General features: G+C 42.8%; 24 protein-coding genes and 1 tRNA gene. 9 read left to right on the plus strand and 16 right to left on the minus strand.

Annotated elements, in window-relative coordinates; translation table 11 throughout:
* Positions 1-5 precede the first annotated feature (5 nt).
* Together IM475_RS05665 and IM475_RS05670 are read left to right on the plus strand one after the other, a co-directional pair.
* Positions 6-1,103, plus strand: coding sequence for a sulfotransferase family protein (locus IM475_RS05665; RefSeq protein WP_287726949.1), 1,098 nt, complete (start codon positions 6-8; stop codon positions 1,101-1,103).
* 196 nt (positions 1,104-1,299) lie between these two features.
* The gene (locus IM475_RS05670) at positions 1,300-2,295 is read left to right on the plus strand and encodes a lysylphosphatidylglycerol synthase transmembrane domain-containing protein (RefSeq protein WP_287726950.1); all 996 of its coding nucleotides are present in this window, start codon (positions 1,300-1,302) and stop codon (positions 2,293-2,295) included.
* Between the two features lie 173 nt (positions 2,296-2,468).
* Here IM475_RS05670 and kaiC read toward each other — a convergent pair whose 3' ends face one another.
* From kaiC to IM475_RS05685, 3 genes are all read right to left on the minus strand, one after another.
* Positions 2,469-4,031, minus strand: a complete 1,563-nt coding sequence (kaiC, locus tag IM475_RS05675; RefSeq protein ID WP_287657582.1) for a circadian clock protein KaiC — start codon at positions 4,029-4,031, stop codon at positions 2,469-2,471.
* 193 nt (positions 4,032-4,224) lie between these two features.
* Complete coding sequence (gene kaiB, locus IM475_RS05680; protein WP_002733742.1) at positions 4,225-4,539, minus strand: circadian clock protein KaiB; 315 nt, start codon at positions 4,537-4,539, stop codon at positions 4,225-4,227.
* A 56-nt stretch (positions 4,540-4,595) separates the two neighbouring features.
* Positions 4,596-5,525: a circadian clock protein KaiA gene (locus IM475_RS05685; protein ID WP_287726951.1), complete on the minus strand. Its 930-nt coding sequence runs from the start codon at positions 5,523-5,525 to the stop codon at positions 4,596-4,598.
* Between the two features lie 384 nt (positions 5,526-5,909).
* Between IM475_RS05685 and IM475_RS05690 the strand changes: the two genes are divergently transcribed.
* The gene (locus IM475_RS05690) at positions 5,910-8,285 is read left to right on the plus strand and encodes an ATP-binding response regulator (protein ID WP_287726952.1); all 2,376 of its coding nucleotides are present in this window, start codon (positions 5,910-5,912) and stop codon (positions 8,283-8,285) included.
* 269 nt (positions 8,286-8,554) lie between these two features.
* On the opposite strand, the gene IM475_RS05695 is transcribed toward IM475_RS05690, so the two are convergent.
* The 4 genes from IM475_RS05695 to IM475_RS05710 all read right to left on the minus strand — a co-directional run bounded on the left by IM475_RS05695 (position 8,555) and on the right by IM475_RS05710 (position 11,472).
* The gene (locus tag IM475_RS05695; protein WP_002731911.1) at positions 8,555-8,851 is read right to left on the minus strand and encodes a helix-turn-helix domain-containing protein; all 297 of its coding nucleotides are present in this window, start codon (positions 8,849-8,851) and stop codon (positions 8,555-8,557) included.
* Complete coding sequence (locus IM475_RS05700) at positions 8,844-9,236, minus strand: type II toxin-antitoxin system RelE/ParE family toxin (protein ID WP_287726953.1); 393 nt, start codon at positions 9,234-9,236, stop codon at positions 8,844-8,846. Before IM475_RS05700 ends, IM475_RS05695 begins: the two co-directional genes overlap by 8 nt.
* A 259-nt stretch (positions 9,237-9,495) precedes the next feature.
* Positions 9,496-10,941 carry a caspase family protein gene (locus IM475_RS05705; protein WP_287726954.1) on the minus strand — a complete coding sequence of 482 codons (1,446 nt, stop codon included), beginning with the start codon at positions 10,939-10,941 and terminating at the stop codon, positions 9,496-9,498.
* Positions 10,942-10,944: 3 nt separating this feature from the next.
* The gene (locus IM475_RS05710; RefSeq protein WP_287726955.1) at positions 10,945-11,472 is read right to left on the minus strand and encodes a hypothetical protein; all 528 of its coding nucleotides are present in this window, start codon (positions 11,470-11,472) and stop codon (positions 10,945-10,947) included.
* A gap of 89 nt (positions 11,473-11,561) precedes the next feature.
* On the opposite strand from IM475_RS05710, the gene IM475_RS05715 reads away from it, so the two are divergent.
* The 3 genes from IM475_RS05715 to IM475_RS05725 all read left to right on the plus strand — a co-directional run bounded on the left by IM475_RS05715 (position 11,562) and on the right by IM475_RS05725 (position 13,117).
* Complete coding sequence (locus tag IM475_RS05715; protein ID WP_147068709.1) at positions 11,562-12,368, plus strand: hypothetical protein; 807 nt, start codon at positions 11,562-11,564, stop codon at positions 12,366-12,368.
* 258 nt (positions 12,369-12,626) lie between these two features.
* Positions 12,627-12,857, plus strand: a complete 231-nt coding sequence (locus IM475_RS05720; protein WP_002793567.1) for a hypothetical protein — start codon at positions 12,627-12,629, stop codon at positions 12,855-12,857.
* Positions 12,854-13,117, plus strand: coding sequence for a ParE family toxin-like protein (locus IM475_RS05725; RefSeq protein WP_002734998.1), 264 nt, complete (start codon positions 12,854-12,856; stop codon positions 13,115-13,117). The genes IM475_RS05720 and IM475_RS05725 overlap by 4 nt, the downstream gene beginning before the upstream one ends.
* A gap of 111 nt (positions 13,118-13,228) precedes the next feature.
* On the opposite strand, the gene IM475_RS05730 is transcribed toward IM475_RS05725, so the two are convergent.
* The 3 genes from IM475_RS05730 to IM475_RS05740 all read right to left on the minus strand — a co-directional run bounded on the left by IM475_RS05730 (position 13,229) and on the right by IM475_RS05740 (position 15,422).
* Positions 13,229-14,653, minus strand: a complete 1,425-nt coding sequence (locus IM475_RS05730; protein ID WP_287726956.1) for an AAA-like domain-containing protein — start codon at positions 14,651-14,653, stop codon at positions 13,229-13,231.
* Positions 14,654-14,845: 192 nt separating this feature from the next.
* The gene (locus tag IM475_RS05735) at positions 14,846-15,193 is read right to left on the minus strand and encodes a YkgJ family cysteine cluster protein (protein WP_287657570.1); all 348 of its coding nucleotides are present in this window, start codon (positions 15,191-15,193) and stop codon (positions 14,846-14,848) included.
* Between the two features lie 157 nt (positions 15,194-15,350).
* Positions 15,351-15,422: transfer RNA gene (locus tag IM475_RS05740), tRNA-Val, on the minus strand.
* An 81-nt stretch (positions 15,423-15,503) separates the two neighbouring features.
* On the opposite strand from IM475_RS05740, the gene IM475_RS05745 reads away from it, so the two are divergent.
* Positions 15,504-16,040, plus strand: coding sequence for a metal-binding protein (locus IM475_RS05745; protein WP_287726957.1), 537 nt, complete (start codon positions 15,504-15,506; stop codon positions 16,038-16,040).
* A 239-nt stretch (positions 16,041-16,279) separates the two neighbouring features.
* On the opposite strand, the gene IM475_RS05750 is transcribed toward IM475_RS05745, so the two are convergent.
* From IM475_RS05750 to IM475_RS05760, 3 genes are all read right to left on the minus strand, one after another.
* Positions 16,280-17,800, minus strand: coding sequence for an ArnT family glycosyltransferase (locus IM475_RS05750; RefSeq protein WP_287726958.1), 1,521 nt, complete (start codon positions 17,798-17,800; stop codon positions 16,280-16,282).
* A gap of 179 nt (positions 17,801-17,979) precedes the next feature.
* On the minus strand, positions 17,980-18,792 hold the full coding sequence (gene proC, locus IM475_RS05755; protein ID WP_287657566.1) for a pyrroline-5-carboxylate reductase: 813 nt from the start codon (positions 18,790-18,792) through the stop codon (positions 17,980-17,982).
* 132 nt (positions 18,793-18,924) lie between these two features.
* Positions 18,925-19,497: a cell division protein SepF gene (locus IM475_RS05760; RefSeq protein ID WP_287657565.1), complete on the minus strand. Its 573-nt coding sequence runs from the start codon at positions 19,495-19,497 to the stop codon at positions 18,925-18,927.
* A gap of 106 nt (positions 19,498-19,603) precedes the next feature.
* On the opposite strand from IM475_RS05760, the gene IM475_RS05765 reads away from it, so the two are divergent.
* Positions 19,604-19,747, plus strand: coding sequence for a hypothetical protein (locus IM475_RS05765; RefSeq protein ID WP_287726959.1), 144 nt, complete (start codon positions 19,604-19,606; stop codon positions 19,745-19,747).
* A 77-nt stretch (positions 19,748-19,824) separates the two neighbouring features.
* Here IM475_RS05765 and IM475_RS05770 read toward each other — a convergent pair whose 3' ends face one another.
* Together IM475_RS05770 and pipX are read right to left on the minus strand one after the other, a co-directional pair.
* Positions 19,825-20,484, minus strand: coding sequence for a YggS family pyridoxal phosphate-dependent enzyme (locus IM475_RS05770; protein ID WP_287726960.1), 660 nt, complete (start codon positions 20,482-20,484; stop codon positions 19,825-19,827).
* A gap of 3 nt (positions 20,485-20,487) precedes the next feature.
* Positions 20,488-20,760, minus strand: coding sequence for a transcriptional coactivator PipX (gene pipX, locus IM475_RS05775; RefSeq protein WP_002800387.1), 273 nt, complete (start codon positions 20,758-20,760; stop codon positions 20,488-20,490).
* Between the two features lie 522 nt (positions 20,761-21,282).
* Between pipX and IM475_RS05780 the strand changes: the two genes are divergently transcribed.
* Positions 21,283-22,824, plus strand: coding sequence for an NAD(P)H-quinone oxidoreductase subunit N (locus IM475_RS05780; RefSeq protein WP_287726961.1), 1,542 nt, complete (start codon positions 21,283-21,285; stop codon positions 22,822-22,824).
* Between the two features lie 104 nt (positions 22,825-22,928).
* Here the strand turns inward: IM475_RS05780 and IM475_RS05785 are convergent, their stop codons facing one another.
* Complete coding sequence (locus tag IM475_RS05785; protein WP_045358308.1) at positions 22,929-23,180, minus strand: hypothetical protein; 252 nt, start codon at positions 23,178-23,180, stop codon at positions 22,929-22,931.
* Between the last annotated feature and the right edge of the window lie 458 nt (positions 23,181-23,638).

Genomic DNA, 23,638 nt, shown 5'->3' on the forward strand with positions numbered 1-23,638 from the left:
TTAATATGTCCAGTTTGTTTCATCCCCTCTGCGGTAGTAACCTTAGCACTCTCCTTCGTTTGTTTTTGACCAATGGCGGCATCGATCGCCCCAATTTGGCCCCGGCAACCCTGGCACTGGCAGTTACCCTGGCGCGACTGCCTTTTTCTACCCTAGAACGAATTTTAATCACAGGGTTTTATGAGTGCCGCGTGCAGGTAAAAGCACCCATTTTTATTGTCGGCTATTGGCGCAGCGGCACGACCCATCTGCACAATTTACTCGGTCAATCGGAGCATTTTGGCTATATTTCGCCCCTAGCGGTGGGATTACCTTGGGATATCCTCGGCATCGTCCGCTTATTTCAACCGCTGCTAGAATTGGCCCTACCTAGCGATCGCCATGTGGATAACGTTGCCGTTACTCCCGATTCCCCCCAAGAAGACTCGATCGCCCTGGCCAGCATGATCCCCCTTTCCTACTACCATGGTTTATACTTTCCCCAACGTTTTCAGTATCATTTCCAGCGAGGGGTTTTTTTTCAGGGCTGCAGCGAGAAAGAAATCGCCACTTGGCAGCGTTGGCATACTCATCTATTAAAAAAAGTTTCCATACATCAAAAAGGCAAACAATTACTAATCAAAAACCCCGTTTATACGGCACACATTGCCAAATTGCGAGCTATCTGGCCCGATGCTAAATTTATTCATATCTACCGCAATCCCTATCTAGTTTTTCCCTCAACCCGTCACTTTTTTACCCGCATCCTACCGGAACTAGCACTACAATCCTACGATAATTTATCCACGGATGAAATCGAGCAGGTAATTCTGAAAAGTTATCCCTCAATGCTCAATTCTCTCCTGCGAGATAGTGCCGATTTACCCGCCGATAGTTTTGTAGAAATTCGTTTTGAAGATTTAGAAAAAGACCCCCTAGCACAAATCGAGAAAATTTACGATCAACTGCAACTTCCCGACTTAAAAATTGCTATGCCTCGCTTTGAGAAATATATCAGCAGTCTGCAAGGATATAAAAAAAATAATTATCCCCCAGATGCAAAAGTGATCGAGTTAGTCGAATCCCATTGGCTACCATTTATTCAACGTTGGAATTATTTCTAGTCATCAGCTTTTTCAGTTATCAGTTATCAGTCACAATTCACAATTCACACTTCATAATTCACAATTCATAATTCACAATTCATAATTCACAATTCATAATTCACAATTCATAATTCACAATTCATAATTCACAATTCACAATTCATAATTCATAATTCACAATTCACAATTCATAATTCACAATTCATAATTTAGTATGAAATATCTTAAATTTATCTTTCTGGGTTTAGGTTTTGTTTTACTAGGGGTAATTTTACGCCAAACAAATCTGCAAGAAGTTTGGCAACAAATCACCCTAGTCGGTTGGTGGGGAATAACATTAGTAATTATTTTTTATTTCCTAGAATTCCTCACCGATGTTTTTACTTGGCAACTAACTTTTAAAAGTATTCCTATCCAATCTCGATGGACAATTCGCCTATTATTAATTTACATGGTAGGGGCAGCCTTTAATCGCGTGACTCCCTTCGCTTCTTTGGGAGGAGAAGGTTTTAAAGCAGTGATGTTGAAAACTCACTATCAGATTAGCTATAAAGAAACCAGTGCCTCGATTATTCTGACCAAGACATTAAATACTGCTTCCCTTGTCTTCTTTGCAATTATCGGTTTTTTGCTGCTCCTAGCTTCCCCAAAATTCTCCAATTCTTTTAAAACTTTTACCGGATTAAGTCTCGCTATATTCTCCAGTTGTATCCTGATATTTTTCTTGATTCAGCGATTCCGTTTATCCTCCCGAATAGTTAATCGATTAGGTCATTCTTTTTTAGGCGATCGCCTAGCTAAACCTTTAGAAAATCTTCGCAGTGTCGATGATCGTTTAGGGGAATTTTACCGGAATCTGCCCCTATTTAGAAATGGCTTGATCGTCGGTTTTCTCAATTGGCCCCTCGGAGTTTTAGAAATCTATGTTTTAATGCAGTTTCTCCAACATCCGATCAGTTTTGCCGATGCTTGGTTATTCGATTCTGTTGCCCAATTGGTGCGCGCTGGAACCTTTTTTATTCCCGCTAATATCGGTACTTTAGAAGGTTCTTTAGTGCTGCTGGGTGCTTCCTTAACTGGTAGTCTAGAATTAGGTTTAGCGATTTCTGTAATTCGCCGGGTTAAAGATATTCTCTGGATTATCTTAGGTTTATTGATCTGGTGGCTATTTTCCCTAAGACCGACTTTACCCGATCGCTCTTCAAAATAATCTCCATCAGTCAACTCCCGGCTCTTCTAGGTTCTCTGTGATAAGTTTAACTTACATAGGATCGATCGATCTTTGTGTCCTCTGTGTCTCTGTGGTTCCTTCCACTCCCTCGCCAGCGGTACTGTATCTTAGAATACATTTTACCCACCAAATCCAAGAGAGCCAACTCCCGATTATTCATCCTGTAATTTTTCGCGTACATTGCGAACAATCCGCGATAATTCAGTCTTTTCATCGACGCTAATTTTAGTCGGGGAACCACTAATAATCCGCTCGTAATTGCGGAAAGAATCCTTGATATCGGCCCCGTCCTGACTGATAGTATATTCACGAATCCCTTTATCGTGCCAAGAACCGCGCATCTTAAAGACGTTAATCGCTCGCGACATTTCGCCACGAATTTCCACATACTGCAACATTAAAATCGTGTCGGTAATCGTAGAAATATGGGATTCGGTGATCGAGTGCGCTCCCATAAATTGGTCGGTGGTATTGGTGAAAAATCCCGTAATTTCCTCCTGTTTGGCGTATCCTGTCACCCCGATCACAAATTGCCGAAAAGCATTATTTGTCACCCCCCGCGCGAGTGCCGATAGAGAATCGATGGCAATACGGGAGGGTTTAAATTCCGAGATTTCCGACTTAATCATCTGTAAATGGTCTTCTAATCCCGCCGATTCGGGGTAAGAACACAATAATTTTAATAATCCCTTGCGTTCCATTTCCTCAAAATCGATCCCCCAAGAAGAGGCATTTCGGGACAATTGGGCGCGAGATTCTTCATAAGCGAACAAAATCGCCCGCTCCCCCCGCCGACAGCCTTCTTCCAGAAATTTACTGACTAAGAGAGTTTTACCCGTACCGGTTGCTCCTGTGGCCAAAATAATCGAATCCTTGAAAAAACCGCCCCCACACATATCATCGAGGGTTTTTACTCCCGAAGAAATGCGGACATTAGAGGAGCGCTGAGTTAAACGCATCGCACCGAGGGGGAAGATATTAATGCCATCATTGGTGATAGTAAAGGGATATTCCCCCTTCATGTGGGTTGTTCCCCGTAATTTGAGGATTTCCGCGGTTCTACGTCGTCTTTCTCCCTCTAGGACGTTCCGCATAATTACCACATTATCAGAGACAAATTCCTCTACACCAAAACGGGCCACCGCTCCGTATTCTTCGATACGTTCTGTGGTCATAATTGAAGTCACTCCTAATAATTTTAACCTGGCGACGAGCCGAAAAATTTCCCGCCGCACCACTGACACCGCTTCGTACTGCTGAAAAACAGCAGTTACAGAGTCAATTGATACCAGTTTTGCTTTATATTTGGTAATTGCGTATTGAATGCGCTCGATCAAGGCCGAAAGATCAAAACTACCCACCACCTCTTGACCTTCCGGATCCGGAGAAGCATCGAGAATAAATAACTTACCCTGGTCAATTAATTCTTCTAAATCCCAACCAAAACTATAGGCATTTTGGATAATATCGGTGGGAGATTCTTCAAAAGTAACAAACAGGCCTGGATAGTCAAAATACTTGATCCCGTGGTAGAGAAATTGCACAGCAAGCAGGGTTTTTCCCGTGCCAGAAGTGCCACTCACTAAGGTAGTTCGCCCCATGGGTAAACCACCGTGAGTGATCTCATCAAAGCCTTCAATTAGGGTTCTAATTTTGCGAACACCTTTCGGTTTAATCGGTGGATTTGGTTGGCTATTAGAGTTAGATTGAGTCATTATTTATCCAGCGAGTATTTAAAGAGTAGGATTTTTATCTAATTTTTCCACAGAAACATATCGGGACTGACTAGACACTTTACACTATCTCGATTGCCATTGACTCTTGACTTTCCCCTAGAGGTACTAGATTATGTCCCGATCATTTCTTCTTCAATAAATATAAACCGTCTAATCACCTATTGCCGAAGGCCTAGCTATCATTTTCTCGTTCGCGAATTTCCTCGTACAGTAAGTCTAACCCGATTAGAACCTTCTCTCGATCGGACAAATCACCGATAATTTTCCGCACTGGGGGAGGGAGGACTTTCGCAAGGGTAGGAGTGGCGAGAATCTTGTCTTCCTCCGCTAGTTGCGGGTTTTTCAGCACGTCAATCACCTTGAGCGCATAAACTCCCTGAAATTCCTCTTCTAGGATATTTTTCAGGGTTTTTAAGGCTCGCACGGAGTTGGGGGTGTTTCCGGCGACGTACAGTTTTAAAACATAGGTTTTTTTAAAGACGCTCATAGGTTAGGATCAAAGGGGCTGGGGATATGAGTTCATCGCTATTTGTCTGGGATATTTTAGTCTATTCCCAATAATAAATCATAAGGGATATCCTCGCGAGGTATGGAACGACGGTACATTTCCCCTAGATGAGCCAGGATATCAATGAGAGCGAGACGATAATCTAGGAGAATTTCCTCGCTTCTGCCTTCCAATTTTAATTGTTGGGAAAATTCATCCATTAACTCCATGTGAATTTCCAGAATTTGCGACACCGAGAGATCGGTAAAAAAGACATTATTAACCAACTCATCGATCGCTTGATTAATCGGATAATCCTGTAGGAAGTAATTTAAAATAATCTCCCGATAATCTCTTCTTACTTCCCGCAGTAATTCGTTTTTTTCCTCCGGGGCAAGATTGCGATAGAATAGCTGCGGGTTGCGTTTGTAGTAAACACCTAAATAGCCGAGTCTTTCTTTTAATTTTTCCGCTAAACGGCGCTGTTGTAGGAGGAGAAAACTGTGATTATTGGCCACGGGATTTGGTTGGTTAACAATCGTGGTACGCTCGGAAAAAGAGCAATTAGGAGCTAAATGGAGAAATCTAGCGATCGCTTGGTCGATGACGGAGGTGATGCTGTCTAATTCGTTGACGGTAATTTGTAATTCGGCACTATGATAGAGACAGGTGGGAGAGTCATTCGTCTCGGCAGTGATGTTCTTGTCAGCGACAATGATCACTACTGGCAGTAAAATCCCCCCTTCGTAGAGTTGATTAAAAGTCGGCTGTAGGGAAGGATGAAAGACCACCAGCAAACAATCGATTTTTTCCTTGTGTACCTCGATATTAGCCAGTAATTCGCTAGAAGACGACCCTAGGGTTAGATTATAGCGTTCATTAGCCAATAAAGCCGTCAAAGAATTAACCAGCCCCGGGGGTGAACTCACTCCCGTCAAGGGTGGGTCCGTTGGGACAAAAGCATAAATAGTCAGTCTCGGAGGCAACGTTTTCTCACCCGCAAGGTAGATAGAAAATAACAAACTATAGGTTAGACTTTCTCTGTCGAGAAGACAACCCCCTCGCCATCAGATCGGCGAAGTTAAAGTTAACTTTGCTTTTTGGCAGTGGGTATTGTAGTTAATTGTAATCAATGGGGAGGCTGTCTAGATCAGCGAGCGTCATAATCAAGGTAGATTCAAGTTCTAGGACTACTAATAGTTTGGCCATCAGTTTGTTAATTATGCCCTAAAGTTACCGCCACCGCCCACCCAATTATACTAAATCCAGTTATCAAAGACTGATTATCTATTTCTCTTTTGCCTTTTGCATGAGTGCCTTTTGCCTGTCCCCATAAGTAGCCTATACTCAACGGATTTAGTATTATCCCCATGCCTAGCGTTACCCTCAGCCTCGATCACTTTAATCAATCCGTTACTACCTGTGAATTAATTGTTGACAGGGCAAGTCTTTGCGATTTAATTAATACGGGCAATCCAGAAGCGATCGTGGTGGTGGATGAACGGTATTGTCCCCTAGGACTGATTGAGAGTCAAGCCCTGATCGCTTACCTCCTCTATCAGCAACAGCACCCCGAAACTAGAAACCCCTCCTCCAACTGTCTGGATCTGAGCGGTTGGCTGCGCCCGATTATCCCTCTTAACTCGCGCATGGCCGTGAGTGAGTTTCTGACAACCCTGACGGGAGAAGCGATCGCCCTAGCCCCTATTTTAGTGGATGCTCAGGGCAAACTGTTAGGACGCTTAGACACGGGCAAACTTCTGCAATTTTGTCTCGGGCGATCGATTCTCGATGATCCCCCTCCGCAGCCCCGCATCAGCGATCGCAATTTCCCCCCCCGCAGCGATCGTCCTCTGGAATTTCTGGAACAATTACCGCTGCCGCTGCTGCTCTACAGTCCAGAAGCGGGAATTTTATACCAAAATCAGGCTTGGTGTCAACAAATCGGGGCAGCTTTCCCCGCTAATATCGATAACTCTCCCTTTGCTTTGGTTAATGACCCCTTAACCCTCCAATCCCCCACCCCCCCCTTTTTTCCCCAGCGTCTAGAAACAGTGACATCGGGTTTAACTAAGACTTGGCGCCTGTTGTCCGTGCCGTTAAATTTAACGGATAATTATCCTTTGATCGAGAAAGCTTCAGGACTATGGTTACTGTTAGCCACCGATATCACCGAACAACAGCAATATTGTCAGGAATTAGCGGTTAAAAATGCCGATCTAGTCCATTTAAATCGTCTTAAGGATGAATTTCTCGCCTGTGTCAGCCATGAGTTTAAATCGCCCCTCACCGCCGTGATCGGTCTCTCCAATCTGCTGCGGGAACAAAAAATCGGTGAACTTAACCCCCGACAGTCCAAATATGCCGATTTAATCTATCGCAGCGGTCGCCAGTTGATGGCTCTGGTCAATGATCTCCTCGATTTAACCCGCCTAGAGACAGGACAACTACAATTAACTTTAACTAGAGTCAGAATCGATCGCCTCTGTCAACGGGTGTACGATATCATCGTCGATAAGTATCCCCAACGTCTCGATCTCCCCGGCAGCTATCGTCTTGATATCGAATCGGGGTTAGATTATGTTCTGGCCGATGAGGCCCGTTTGCAACAGATGTTAGTGCATTTGTTAGATAATGCGGTGAAATTTACCATTGATGGCGGTAATTTGGGCATTAAAGTTAATCGTTGGGAAAATTGGCTGGCTTTTACCGTCTGGGATACGGGAATCGGTATTCCGGAAGAATCCCAGCATCTGATTTTTCAGAAATTCCAACAGCTAGAAAGTCCTTTCACCCGTCAATTTGAGGGCGCAGGTTTAGGTTTAGTCCTCAGCCAAAAATTAGCACGCTGTCACGGCGGCGATCTATCCTTTGTCTCCAAGGCCCAGGAAGGTAGTGAATTTACTTTACTACTGCCGGTTCATCCCCAAGGTGCCGAGCAGGAGTCCGCTACTCCCCAGCGTCTGGTGTTGGTGGTGGAAGCTAATCCCCAAGTGATCGAACAGTTTGTCGATCGCTTGAGTGAATTGGGATTAAAAACCATTATCGCTCGTAGCGGCACTGAGGCGATCGAAAAAGCCCGTCAGTTAAAACCCCGTTGTGTTTTTCTCAATCCTAATCTACCCCTCTTGTCCGGTTGGGATGTGTTAACGCTGCTGAAATCCCATCCCCAAACCAAAGATATAAAAGTTATTGTCACCGCCGCCGATTCCGATCGCAACCGCAGTCAACAGCAAGGGGCCGATAGTTTTCTGGTTCCGCCGATCACATCGGCTGCGCTGCAAGCTTGCCTGAATCTGACCGTTTCCCCCGTTCCTAGCCGCAAACGGCGTACTGCTCCGACTCTGCTGCGTTTACACGGCCATTATGCCCCCAATTTCTCCGATTTATCTTCCTTTAGCTGGATTTGGAATAATCAATTAGTTCGGGAGAATTATCGTTTTATTGAGGCCGATAGTTGCGAACAGGCGGAACTTTTAGCTACTGTCTGGGAGGTGGACGCTATCTTAATCGATAGTTCGATCGCAGAAGATTTATACTCTTATCTGCAAACCTTGAGCGAGTCGGAAACCCTCGCTAATTTACCCCTAGTCACCCTTGATGTGGCTGTCACCGAGGTAGCCAATCAAATCCCCGGTTTAGCCGTTTTTCCCTGTTTAGCTCCCCCAACGGAAAACCGCATCGAACAGCTATTAAAGGTGATCGAGACTGCTGATCTGGCTTTTTCTCGCCACAAAGAACAGTAAAGGCAAGTCAGGCAAGTCTTGGGAATACAAGCAATGTCGATGCTCTAGCCCGATTTTCCCCAGAAGTTGGCGCTAAAGCGTAACTACAAACCTTAACTCAACCTAGAGATTATTAACTCAATTTTCTCAAAAAAATCGACCAGCCGTTAGGTGAGAAAAAGAGAAGAACCGAGAACATTAACGCACCCTACAAATTAAGATGGTGCGTCACGGCGCGATCATAATTTAATTATTAACAAATCTCCTTTAAATACGCGCAAACACGCACCCTACAAGCTACTAACAAGGCTCATTTTGACTCGTTGATTAAGGGCAGTGGCAATTTTTTGTAGCATTATTAGGGGATTGTCTTGATAGTCAGCGTCTTCTAGATCTTCAATAACGGATTGCTCAACATGGATTAGGTCGGCTAGTTGTTGTTGAGTTAATCCAGCATTCATACGAGCGTCATAAATCAATTGTGCGATTTCTGAGTTGAGGGATTCTAGGGCAATTTGTTCTTTGATTGTGGGATCGTCTGCAATCATTTGGTGAATGATTTTTACGGCATCTGTGGTTTTAGGCATTGTTTATTTCTCCTTGATAAGTATGAAGTTCTGGATTTTGTTTAAATTGTGCTTTTCTTTGGATAATTCTCTCGATGTCTTGTGAGGGAACGGCGGAAGTTTTTTTGATAAGAGCATGACCAATAATTGCTATATTTTGACCATGATAAAAATAGAGGATTCGATATTGTATGGTTCCCTGTTTGGCTCTAAGCTCCCAGATATCATTTCTGAGATAATCGGCAGCAGGGCGGCGCAGTTCATGACCTTGTGCGGCAAGTTGTTCGATTTTGGTTATACATTTGGCAAATCCTTTTTTATCAGTTTTGAGTAATTTCTGAATCCACTCAACAACGGTTGAGATGCCTTCTGCTTCTTGATAAAAGATGATTTTTGTCTTTGGCACGTTTCTTTTGAAATAGTATGCGATGAAAAATCAATAAATGGAATCAGGTGATGGTGATGGGTATCGAATTGCTGGATAGCTCATAACCTCGTTGAAAAGAATTATGCGATCGCCCCTTGTTTATCCCCTAAATTAAACTTAGAAATTCCGCGATAATAGACATCAACATCGTTAAGTATCGAGTTCTGTGAAAAGCTGATGTTTCCGTGAGCAAAATCCCTAAAATTAGACTTGACAAAAGGCCTGAGATCGTTATATCCTACAGGTTACAAGCTTTTGCACGAGAGAAAAGCTTTATGGTGCTATCACGTTCTGCCTGGAATCCTCCCCAGTCGCCAGGTGGAGTAATGCCATTGTACTGCATTCCAGTAGGGAGGTGAGCTTTTGGGGCTTCCGCATTATTAAAGGTTAGATCTGAGCGGGACACCCATTGACCGGTGCCCTCGGGGGTTCCTCTCCAGCCGACGCGATCGCCGAACTTGTTCCACACTTCCCCATTATACTCTCTCGTGCCATCGAGACTCTCATAGATTTCTTTCTGAACGCTGAAGCCGAATTTACCGTTACTAGCTGACAACCAAAGCTGGTCAATGATGCGTAAGTCTTCACAGGAAAAGCTCTCAAAATCTTTTACTCTGAACCACCCTTCCTTTTCCCTCTTAGCAGATTGAAGCATCGCCCTAGTTGTTTCCTCATCTGCTTCTTTCCATTTCTCTGCTGCTAGTAGGTCTCGCAGATTGGTATAATTCACTCCTGTTGACCTCGATATAAGAGTAGTTCCCGGCTTGAGGAAAGGTGAAGGGGTCGGTTTTGGCGTTGGTACAACAGCAATAGATGGGCTAGGGTTAGGAACAGGTGGGCTAGTCACAATAGGAGGGGTTGTTTCAGTTTTTTGATTAAAAGCAAATTCTCCTATTAAAGAAGATGAAGTCCAAGGAACTTGATAATCATTAGTATCTTTAGCAACATCAGAGCGTACTTTTCGCAGCATTAAATCCACTTCCATATTGGGAGTTTTAATATATTTCAATAAGTAGGAAGTAAATAATCCATTCCGTCCAGTACCATCACTAGCGACTTTTCCCGGCGCAGTAGCAAAAGCAATTAAAGTTCCTGATGCTGCTTGTAATGGTGCTGTTAATCCCCTGCTAGACGACCGCCAAAATTTACGAAAAGGATTATCGCGACAAGCATCTAAAATCACAATATTAATTCGATTACCTGCATCTTCCATTCTGCCGAGTATTTTGCCCAAAGGCATTGACTCATACTCAACATCTTTTTCAGCTTTAATCTGAGCATTAACAGGAATGAGATAATTTTCTCCTTCTACCTCCATTCCATGACCTGCATAATAAAATAAACCGACATAACCTTGATTAATCCGAGTGAAAAACTGATCGAGAGCATCATCCATTTGTCGTTTAGAAGAATCCTTAAGCAAAATTACCTCAAAACCTAATTCCTTCAAAGCATTAGCCATATCTGTGGCATCATTAAGCGGCGTATCGAGCTTACCAACTTGGTAATTTTCATTGCCAATCACTAACGCAATTCTTTGCTGCTGTTGAAGATTAGGCGAATTTTGAGGAACGGGAGTTATTTGACTACGGTTTTTTGGCTCAGTGGAACAAGATGAAACCATCATTAAGATGATCACAGAGATTGCTAATTTACCAAAAATCTTAAGACGAGAGATAGACATAATTTATTTTTTTGGCATAGTAAAGGCTTCTAATGTCATTTTTTGAGGCGAGTTAAAACTAATTTTAGATAGTACATGAACCTTGTCTTTGATATTAAGTAGCTTTCGTAATTCTTCAGGTGTTAATACCCTATTTAAGTTGACTTTAGCCGACTGGGGAGGATTTTGTAACCTTAAAGCCGTGACAGGAACTCCAGGCCAAGTTTTAACAAAAGGGCGAATACGAGAAGGAAGAGGTTTACCCTCAATCAAGACATCTCCTTGAAATTCTATCGATTTAATTTGATTCAGAGGAACTGTTTCTGAATCACCCCCCGCCGACAGCCTCAAACTTGCCTGATTAAAAGCTGTTAACCGTCCCGTCAGAGGATTTCCCCGCTTGAGTACCACCGTCGCCTTATCTGGTACAGCCACCTCTAACGCCGTTTCCTGACTGCGGACAGAACCCTGAAGCCATTCTAACCGCCGATCGCTTGCTACTCCCAGCAACAGCAAAGAGAAAATACTCCCCCGCAAAATAGCTTTCATCATCCGACTTAACCCCTCAATATCGAAATAAATAAGAGATGATAGAATTTTAACATCTCCTTTTTCACTTCAACCATCCCAAGCAGTTTGTCATGACTGATCCCGACAATTCCTCAGAATTTAATCCTCTCGGTAAACTAATTAGTGTATTGGTTTTATTAGCCGCTGCTCTTTACTTTACCGGCTGGATTTATCGCTGGGCATACTTTAGCTTTTTTCATCTCGAAGTTACGACTCTGAGTCTTCCTAACGAATCCTTTTATTTTGCCGCTTTTCAAACATTTTTTGGAGACCTTTGGGCAATTCCTAGAAAAATCCTATTTTTATTGGTGATTATAGGTGCTACTGTCATCACCTTTGCTGGGCAAAGATGGCTAATAAAATATCTGAAAAGATTACCGATTGCTTTGAGTAAATCTCAAGCTAAGATCGTTAATTTTTTATCATCCCTATTGAATGAATTTATTATCGTTATTTTTGTACTGATGGCTCTTTTTTGGCTGGCAACCTGGCAAGCAAAAGATGATGCTTGGAAAGATGCTGTTAATGAAACCTCCGCTTTACCGATTGTCACGATTGTTATGCCTCAAGATGCTAGTTTAGGACGAAAATTTAATAATCCCTTAGAAAGTCGTTCCACAAAAACTAACTTACCTAATTTTAGAATTATCGGCGATCTTCAATCCTACAAACGTTTATTAGATAACGAACTTAACGATATTAGTAACCCTGATAAACCGAGAATTTGGCGACTGTTGCTCAAAGGCAATGGTTATTCCTATATTTTCCCAGCGTTACCAAAAAAAGAAGCTAAATTAACCTTTCCCGTCGTGATAGTTTATGAAAGAGATAACGGTGTTCAATTGACAATTCTTAATTCTTCCATCTCCCAACCCTAGCATCTAAAACATAGAATGTAGGCTATGTTAGTCGAGTGCGTAACGCATCATAAACTAGATGGCATAGCGACTTTTTTCGGAAGTATTACAGTGAGCAAGCGTAATTTTTTTTGCGAGGATAATAAAGTGTAGGGTGCGTGTTTGCGGTTACAAATCCGGTCAAAAAACTAAAATTAACAATCCACGCACCGATTATATCATTTTTGGTTTGCGGTGGACGTTGTAGAATAGAGAAAACCTACTACGCTGATAGATACCATGCCCTCTCCTGCTATTACCACGATCATCAAGATGGTTGAGTCTCTGCCTGATGAGCTTCAAGAGCAGTTAGTAGATTATGTTCGAGCTTATATTGCAGAAATTGAAGAAGAAAAACGATGGGATCAGTCGTTTAAACAGACGAAGAATAATCTAGTCGCAGCAGCCCGAAAAGCCAAAGAAGAGATTGCGGCAGGATTGTCCGCGCCGATGGATTATGAGCAGCTATGAATTCCGCGACATTGCCCTCATTTTGGCAGAAGTATCGCGACTTGAAGCCAGCAGTCAAAGCCGGAGCCAAGAAAGCATATCGGTTATGGGTAGAGAATCCGTTTCATCCATCGTTACATTTTAAGTGTATTGACAGCGACGAAGATATTTGGTCAGTGCGTGTAACGAAGAGTCATCGAGCTTTGGGAGTGCTGTCAGGGGATACAGTGACCTGGTTTTGGATTGGCGATCATGATGAGTACGAAAAGTTTTATTCGTAAAACACAGGAACTACAAGCCTATTCCACTGGAACTTTAAAAACCCCCTTGCCACTCTCCTATACTTTTTAAACAGTATTTAGCATCACTCCCTCATAATGACATTCGATAAACTAGATGGCACAGCGACTTTTTTCGGAAGTATCAAAGCGAGCAAGCGTAATTTTTTTGGCGAAGATAGAAGTTTTTCGAGGCAAAAAAACAGAACGTTGCCGGAAATATTCGCTAAAATATTGACGGTAGAGAGGACAACTCACTCGGCAAAACTTACCTTGTCGGTGAATTAGTCCGAGACTTTCTAGGTGAAAAGCCGCCATTAAGTCAATTTCTATGTCTTTTTCCGCCATCACCACCTTAGCAAAGATAGCCGCTAAATTGCCCTTTAAGTATTGCAGATGCGAAAGTAAACGTTTAAGATGGTCTGCAAAAATATTACTTTCCTCGCCGATAGAAGTAGCCAAAATGCTTTCTAGGGTACAATTACCCCGATCAAGATGATAGCAAGCAAGACGAATTAAATAGGGATTCCCCCCTAGAAATATCCGTAATTTTTCGGAGTCAAAATTCTGATCTAATCCCTGTCTTTGACTTAATTCTCGTACTTGTGCGCTGGTAAAATTAGGCAATTCGATCGGTAAACCAAGACTAAAAGGAGATCGATAGGTATCTGAGGTTTTATCAAGCTCCTGTGCATGGGAATAGGCGACAATTAAACGTAATTTTTGCCAGAGAGGTTTGTTTTTGCCTTCCTCGTGCCAGAGGTGCAGAATACTAAAAAATTCTTCCCTTAGCTGTGGATAGGGTAAAAGATATTCAAGATCATCAAAGGCAAGCACTAAAGGGCGATCGAGATGGGGGAGAATATGCTTTTCTAGATAGATTTTACAGTTAATTTTACCCCCTAAGAATTCATCCCAATCCTCTGGGAGATGATTATCTAAATCTAACTGGCGACTAATACTAACGCAAAGCCAACGCAGCCAGTGATTTAAATCTTGAAAAATTGAGCTTTCTGCTAACCGAAAACTGAAATAAAGTGTATGGTATTGCTGTTGTTGAGCATAATTAATAATTCTGGCCATCAGGGAGGTTTTTCCCATTTTTCTGGGTGCGTTAATCCGGATCAGACTACCCCCGCGCAAGATCTCTTGATAACAAGTCTGTTCTAGATTATTTCTGTTAATATAAAAGGGGGAATCGAGGGGGACTTGTCCCTCTGGTAATTCAGGCAATAGTTGAGGATTAATAGTATTAGTTTCTGGTAAGTTAGGACGATAATAATCGCTATTTTCTAAAGTTAAATTAAAGGCTTGAAAACAATGTTTCAGGGTTTGTTTATCCACTCCCGATTCACAAGCAAATACCTTCATCAAAGTATCTACCCCTAAAAGAGTTTTCTCGCTGAGGACTTCTAGGGTGAAGCGATAACCGCGATTATCCCGATATTCCGCTTCTTGTTTAGCAGTAAGTAATTTTTCTAGTCCCGTGGTGGTAAGGATAACCCCGCGTCTGCGGCGCTGTTTTTCTGGTTTTTCCATGATAGTTTTTCCCTGTCCTGAACTCAAACTCTGCACCTCTACTAGAGGTTTTGAGTTTCCTATAGACTTCTCCTCAACAGGGAAACAATCAATTCCGTAATTTTACTGGTTTAGCCCTCGAGAAGGTAGGAAAAATAACCAGACCACTTATTTTCTTCCCCGTCTAAGTTATTTCTGGGATAGGGGTAAATCTTAGCCTACTTGCTGACGATAGCTATTCATTTCTAGGCTATCTTCCCCATAAAGATCCTCAATGTGTTCATGACAACAATCGATCGCAAATTGATCGAATTCTCCTGGTTCAATTTGATACATTTTGGCAAAAATATCGGGTTGAACACGACAAAATTCTGGTCTCTGGTCATAAATGGTACAGAGACGGGTTTGGCGATCAAAGTGTATACACCAACCTTCTTCCCCCACCATGCTGAGATATTGACTTAATTGTGCGGGAGTCAGATATTCTTCTAAGTCAGGACGCTCATCGGGATTTAGTTGACAACAAGCTCCACAATTTTTAATACATTTCCAATTGGCCATATAACCGCTGTGCCGCGATGAATTAATCCTAGTACCTACTGACTAGCTTACTAGCAAATAGTCCCTATTTCCCGTTCCAGCAGCAATTACCCTCAATAGTTTTAATCTAAACCGGCGATCAGGAGTGAGAGCTTGACTAGGCAAGGATCGAATAAAATGGGCGTTGTAAGGGTCGAACTTACGGCATCCTGCTTGTAAGGCAGGCGCTCTACCACTGAGCTAAACGCCCGAATTAATTTCGTACTTTCTCAGTATAACATATATTTTCAAAAAAGTATATTATTTTTTTGAGCGAGTTAATTTTTTTCCGATGCCCTCTGGTCGAACTCACGATCGCATTACCCTAATTCTGTTGCCACCGATTGCGGGGGCGAGTTTTTTGGTCAGTGGCAGTGGTAAATTAACCCTATTACTGTTGGCCAGTTATTTGTTTAGCGGATTTCTGTTTGGACCGGATCTTGACATCCACTCGGTACAATACAAACGTTGGGGTTATCTGCGCTGGTTGTGGCTACCCTATCGTTCCATGATCCGTCATCGCGGTTGGTTATCCCACGGTTTATTGATCGGCACAATTTTTCGGTTATTTTACTTCGGTAGTTTTCTTTTACTAGCGGCGATCGTCATCATTCCGATCCTGCAAAGTTTTTGGGGTATAGACTGGGATTGGCGACTGTGGCCGCAGCAAGCGATCGCATTATGGCATCACCATCCCCAGGTAGCGATCGCTATTTTCCTTGGTTTAGAATTAGGGGCGATGAGTCATAGTTGTAGTGATTGGATCGGATCGGCCTACAAGCGTTCTCGAAAAGTGGCTCAAAAACCGGTAAAAAAGAAAAAACGTTAATAGTCCGCGTCCACAATTTCTAATTAGGGTTTGCGGCAAAAAGTTGTTCGTGGGGGCAGGGTGTGGGGTGTGGGGTGTAGGGTGTAGGGTTTTAGCGATTTTGAGGGGGTCAATTACCTAATTTTCAGGGAAAAAGTCCAGGGATTTTCCCGCCGATCACTCCCATATCTGGTACTTTTTGATTGACAAAAAGTCTAAAAGTCTTACCCAACAAGGTTTTTAGATTTATTCAGCAAACCCTAATCGGCCTTACTTTGATATTCTTGCCAAGTTTTCGGACTGATAAAGAGAGTTCCTTTTTCTTGCTTGTCGGGAAACTGGATATAATTTTTCTCTAAATAATCCTTGAGTTTTGGTGATTGCAGAAATTGCTTTTCAAATCGATAGAGAAAAACCAAATCTGGCTGTCTTTTTTCGATAACTTCTAGGATAAAATCCCCATCAAGATTCTGATTGATAAATCTCTTTCTGGTGATGACGGCAGTTTCTGGGGGTGTTTTCAAGAAATATTGATATATGTAGTGAGGATTGTCTGTTAAGAGAAGTTTATCGGAGTTTTTAAATTTTTCAAACACAGCTTCTGCTAAAAGAGGTTTATACCTTTTATTAAATTGAACGTAGGCATTAATTGAGGGATCACGATTGGTGATTATTCTTAAGGTATTAAAGAGAAATTGACCAGAAAGGGGAAGAAAAATTAGCATTTTGAGAACTAATTCCCTGGTTATTTTTCGATTTTGCTGAAATTCTCCGAGGCTATCAGTAATTTTTAACTGTTCGACAAACAAGGCAATTATCCAAACGGAGGGAATAATTAAATGGATATAATAATAGGGCCAAATTGGGGCGACTGTGGCAAATCTGAACAGATTAGAACCCAACCAGATCAAGGGCGGTAAAAGTGGTATTATATTGCGAGTAAAAACCATCGCTATAATAGCTATCACTGTGACGATCAGATAAATTGGCTCGTGCTGTAGGGCGCTTTGTAAGAGAGTCCATAAGGTGAGATTTTCTTCACCGAAACTAGCGGCAACACTGACATGAGATTTAATAATATTTTCGTAGGAAAAAGGAAAAATAGTCAGGGAACCCAAGACAAAGACTAAAACGACAGCGACTGACCAAATAACAATATCAATGATTCTTTTAATAAAACTATTCTGTTGATTAAGAAAAATAATTAAAGCTACAGTTGGGATAATAGTAATGCCCGAAAGTTTAATTTGCAGGGAAAAAACCAAAGCAATGGCACTGAGTAAATACAGCCCATACTTAAGCTTACCCGTGAATTTAACGGCTTTAAAGATGATAAAAATACTTAAAATTGTAAAAAAAAGTGAGGGTAACTCCCGCAACATTGTCGTTGACATGGTAATATAAACTAGACAGGTTGAGAGAATAAATACCGATAAACAAGAAGCCAATATTCCGCAATTAACTCTCAGAATTAGATAAAAAATTCCTAACATAATTGTGGATAAAGAAAGCACCATAAGGCGGGCGGCATGGATAGTAAATCCTGTCACGCTTAACCAACCATTTAGTAAAAGAGATAAACCCGATAAATGATCGTGCCAAACTTGTTCGTAGAGACGATAACCTTGTTTAGTGACGTAGGCAAGTACCATGGCCACCGCTTCATCAAAATTAAGGATATAGGGATAATGAAGCGGGACTTTCCAGAAAACGATCCCTAGGAAAAAAACTGCAATGGCAATTAATGCCATTAAATCAAAACGATAAGATTTCTTATTCATACCAAATCCGGTTATTAAAGACTGATTATCTATTGCCCCTTTTGCCTATTACCTTTTGCCTGTCCTCATAAGTAGCCTATACTCAACGGATTTAGTATCATAACTTTTTCTGGACAAGAATTGCTGCGTATCTTATCACAGATTGAGACATCAGTTATGGGTTAAAAAAGATACAAAGATTACTTTTCAGAACTACGCCCTAAATCTTTAGATCTATGATAGGCCGCCACCACTGCCTCGATAATAGTCGATCGAAAAGAGCCTTTTTCTAATTGTCTCACCCCGGCAATCGTCGTTCCCCCAGGGCTAGTGACGCGATCCTTTAATTCCCCCGGATGTATGGCCGATTCTTTTAATAGGGTTGCCGTCCCCAAAACTGTTTCTATAGCTAATTGAGATGCGATCGCTCGCGGTAATCCAGCCGCCACACCACCATCGCTTAAAGCTTCCACCATCAAGGCCACAAATGCCGGACCCGATCCCGATAATCCCGTTACCGCGTCCATCAAAGCTTCGGGAACTTCCACCACCGAACCGACCGCAGCAAAAATATCTCTGGCTACGGCCAGATGTTCCGGTTCCGCATGACGACCGGCCGCCATCGCTGTAACCCCTTGTCCCACCGTGGCCGGGGTATTGGGCATCGTCCGGATGACGGGGCGATCGGGAAAGCCCATTTCTAAGCGATTGAGGGTAACTCCCGCTAAAATCGAGATAATTAGGGGTTTTTCGGGTATTCCCAGCAAACTATTCACTACTTGCTCTAAAATTTGCGGTTTTACCGCTAAGATTAACACCTCAGTTGCTCTGGCGGCTTCCCGGTTATCCTCGCTGACTTGCACTCCGTAGGTATTAACCCAAAAGTTGCGCCGTTGGGATTGGGGTTCACTGACTAACACCGTTTCGGGACTATAAATATTTTTTTTTAATAAACGGCTGAGAATGGCCTCGGCCATCACTCCACCGCCAATAATTCCTAAACGAATAGACACAGTATTATTTAAAGTAAAAAGTAAAAAGAAAAAAAGGCCGATTTAGAGGTCTTACCCCCAAAAAAACGCATCCTCTCGAGAATCGAGCGATTTCTAGCTTCGACAAACTTGACGAGAGGACTATGGGAGGATTCATTGAGCTAATCGACTGCTTTCGGCGCCCCAAGCAGGTGCGGGGGAAACGGGACGAGCCATTTTCGGGTTGTCGGTGATATCGTGAATGGTTCCGGAAAGGGTGCTAACTTTAACGCAGCTGGGAGTAAAGAGGAAAATACTCTCACCGATGCGTTCTTGATGACCATCAATCGCGTAAGTGCCACCGGCGACAAAATCCACGGCTCTTTGTGCTTCTTCGGGATCCATGACGTTGAGGTTTAAAACCACCGATTTGCGTTCTCTCAGGGTTTGGATAACTTGGGGCATTTCCTCGAAGGAATGGGGCTCGATCACCACTACTTCTGCATTATTGTTGTTAATACCTGGCATACCGATCACGTTGCTTCTGTTGAGTCCCATAGATGTGGCTGTACTGAGATTTAAAGGTTCGCGTTGACGACGATTAAGGGGTTCTTCTTCTTCGTTTTGATCCCTATCTTGGGGGGAAGACTTTTCCCAGTTCATTTCTTCGTAGTCGGTTTCGTCTTCGTCTTCTGGTTGTTCGGAGATGCCGACAAAATCTTTGAGTTTGGTAAAAATGTTGTTCACAGTCTAAGTGTCCTTCAAAAGATTTTTTAGGTGGTCTTGGCTAGAGTCGGGGTTGTTTTAGTCACCCTTAACATTTTTGGCTCTCACTTGGTACAGGGGAACTGTTTTGTTAAGGGTTCCTCATTTTAGTCGTCTGGAGGCAGCGGTTAGTTCCCTCTTTTCAGTTATCGGTTATCAGTTATCAGGGGATAGTTTTCAAGGATTGAGCAAAAGTCAATTCCTCATTTCTAACCAGCAACTTCTAGACTAGACGCTGTAATTTTAAGATATATTATCACCGATTATTAAAATTTCTAGAGGTTTTTTCTGTAAATTTACGGCGATGGTTCAGTAAATGCGATCGCCGAAGATGCCAGTTCCCACCCGGATCAAAGTGGCTCCGGCCTTGATAGCCAGAGGATAATCGTTAGACATCCCCATGGATAGATGAGGCAGGCATAAACTAGAGCTATTCTCGATTATTTGGGCTAAATCTCTGGTTTTTTCAAAGGCGGCTAACTTTTCCCCGGCGGATAATCCCTGGGGCAGAATTGTCATCAAACCTTGAATTTTTAGCTGTTGACAGTTGACTAAATCGGGAATATCTGCTAGTAATTCGGCCTTGTCCCAACCGAACTTATCGGGATCGGGGACAACTTTCACCTGTAGCAAAACTTGGGGATTAATATCTAATTCCCCAGCTAGGCGATCGAGTCTTTGGGCTAATTTTAAACTATCGAGGGAATGGATTAAATCAAAAGATTCTAGGACTTTGCGGGCTTTATTTGCCTGTAGATGCCCGATAAAGTGCCAAGAAATATCTGGGAGGTCTTTTAGTTCTTGCTGCTTCGAGATTGCTTCCTGTAGCTTACTTTCAGCAAAATCTCTCACTCCTGCCCGGTAAGCTTGACGGATATAATCGCTCGATACCTGTTTACTGACGGCAATCAGGCGCGTGGAGGGGGGTAGGGTAAGACGGATTGACTCGATACGACTAGCGATCGTCATGAACTAGACTGAAAAGGTTTGTTGATAAGTTTGGTTGAGACTGTTAAATTCTTGCACATTACTGCGCCGTCGCAAATTCCGCAGCCGGTTTTCCACCAAAAGACGAGCATCGGAACGACTAATCGGATCGAACGAGACTTTTTTGGGTCCCACCGTCACCAGAAAAAAAAGACGTTGGGCATAAAGAGTGGTGAATAATTCCTGATGTTCTTCTAATAGACAGACTCTGTATAATAGACCGAAAGTGGGATGATTGAGATAGGTTTCGTTACTCATTCAAGCGAGCGCTAAAGGAAAAGGATTGAGCGAACTAGAAAGTTTTTCAACAACAAAATCAAGCGGATGGCTCGAAAACAAGTGTTTTTCGGGGGTTTCCCTAGCCTGATTTTACCAGAATCCTTCAATGACAACTAACGATGCCAGTCTATGTCATGATTTCCTGAGTTTTCACTTTTTCCCTGTTAACGTGGATACATCTCGGTGACAACTTGTCACCATCAGAAATTAGCTCGGCTGCAAAAATCAAAAATCCTCCGTTAGGTGAGAAGAATCCGAGACTCCGAGAATCGGAGACAGGAGGAGTAAAAAAACAAGAGATAACTTTCCTACCCATAAAAGCTAAGATTATGTCAAATTTATCTGGGTTTTTAGATATTTTGACCCGATAGCGGTGATCGGTGAACTGAAAACTCACATCTGATCACTGATAACTGATAACTGATCACTGAATCACTGATGAAATGCCCTAAGCTTGTATTAAGCCTTTTTTAACTTCAAATTCCTTTAACCTCAATCAATATGGATTTTTCTAGTCTTGTTGCCAGTCAGCTAAATGCCGGCGTTATCTGGCCCGAAGGAATTCTGATTATTACCCTGATGGTAATTTTAATCGGCGATTTAATCGTGGGACGGAGTGCCAGAAGTTGGCTGCCCTACGTTGCGATCGCTGGTCTGCTCGCTGCTGTGGTTGCTCTTTATTTTGCCTGGGACAATCCGAAACCAGTGGCCTTTTTAGGGGCTTTTGAGGGGGATAATCTCAGTATCGTCTTTAGGGCGATTATTGCCCTTTCTACCGCCTCCACAGTGCTGATGTCTATCCGTTATGTGGAACAAGCGGGAACCTCCCTAGCGGAATTCTTGGCCATTATGCTCACCGCAACCCTCGGGGGAATGTTCCTATCTGGCGCTAGTGAATTGGTGATGATCTTCATCTCCCTAGAAATGCTCAGTATTTCCTCCTATCTAATGACCGGTTACATGAAACGGGATCCTCGATCGAACGAGGCCGCTTTAAAATACCTGTTAATTGGAGCTTCTAGCTCGGCGATTTTCCTCTACGGTGTTTCCCTTCTCTACGGTTTATCCGGAGGTGAAACCAGTTTAAGTGCCATTGCCCAAAAATTAACTGATGTTAACGGTGGTCAGTCCCTGGCCTTAGCGATCGCATTAGTTTTTGTGATTGCCGGTATCGCCTTCAAAATTTCGGCGGTTCCCTTTCACCAATGGACTCCTGATGTGTACGAAGGTTCACCCACTCCCGTGGTGGCTTTCCTCTCGGTAGGTTCCAAAGCGGCCGGTTTTGCCCTAGCAATTCGCCTATTAGTGACGGTTTTCGGTCTAGTCAGCGAACAATGGCGGTTTATCTTTATCGCTCTAGCAATTTTGAGTATGATCCTCGGCAACGTGGTCGCCTTGGCCCAAACTAGCATGAAACGGATGTTAGCCTATTCCTCGATCGGTCAGGCGGGTTTTGTCATGATTGGTTTAACCGCCGGTACTGACGCGGGTTACTCTAGCATGATTTTCTATCTGTTAATTTACCTGTTCATGAACCTAGGGGCTTTTGCCTGTGTGATTCTCTTTGCTCTCAGAACTGGAACCGATCAGATCGCTGAGTATTCGGGACTCTACCAGAAAGATCCGCTCCTAACCCTCTGTTTAAGCATCTGTCTGCTCTCTTTGGGGGGAATTCCGCCTCTAGCGGGCTTCTTTGGTAAGATTTATCTATTCTGGGCCGGTTGGCAAGCGGGACTTTATGCCCTCGTCCTCGTTGGTTTAGTCACCAGTGTGGCCTCGATTTACTACTATATCCGTGTGGTCAAAATGATGGTAGTTAAGGAACCCCAAGAGATGTCCGATGCGGTGAAAAATTACCCCGTTATCAATTGGACTCTTGCCGGGATGCGTCCCCTACAGGTGGGTATTGTCCTCTCCCTAGTGGCGACTTCCCTGGCCGGTATCCTCTCCAATCCTCTCTTTACCCTAGCGACGGATTCCGTCACCACTACCCCCATCCTACAATCGGCGGCCTTGGCGACCCACATTTCCCGGGCGAATTGAGAATCTCTGTTGATTTATCGGCGTTGTCAGATCAGAATAACAACGCCTATTGTAGGGCTAATTCATGAATTAGCCCTACACCTAATCCGTTTTTAATAGTGTGATTAACTCTCAATTTGTTCTAAAATAGAGGCTAAAATATCTGGAGTTAATCCGTTAGCTTCTGTTTCATCACTAGCTTGATCCATAATTGTTGATAATCTCGCCGCTGCTTTTTGACGATATTTTTCTAATTCTAATTGAATAGTTTCAGTTAATTTGTTTTCTATGTTCCCTCGGTCATTGGGTTTAATTTTAGCGTAATATCTAGCAATTTCTAAAGGAACTTGAATAGTGATTTCTGTCTTGCTATTCATGGTAATTGATTGTTCTTTTTACTTTTAACAGACCTCTATTGTAGCACAAAATTACCATACTCATTGAATTTGACTCTATTGATGTAAAAGTTGCCATTGGATCAAAAAAATCAATAAATAGGGCTTGCTGAAAAAGTACGGGCGAAGCATTCGGATAGAAAATCTACGGTTTCACCGATAGGTTATTGCCCGAATGCTTCGCCCCTACAGGACGCGGACCGATGAAGACGCAAGGTTTTGAACCACGATTCTCTCAAAATCTTGAACCTGTGAGAGCAAAACAGGACAATAAAACCCTTACCTCGTCTATATTTTACATTAGACATCTCCAAAAATTTGTAAGTCAGTCACAGCAAGGAAGACAGGCAGATTAGACCAAGAGTCAAAATTAGCTCTAAAAACCGATTAATCAGGGTTTTAAGAGACAAAATCGAATTTTGACGGAAAACTATGGCTAA

The organism is Microcystis sp. M061S2 (genome assembly GCF_020245605.1).
Lineage (GTDB): Bacteria > Cyanobacteriota > Cyanobacteriia > Cyanobacteriales > Microcystaceae > Microcystis.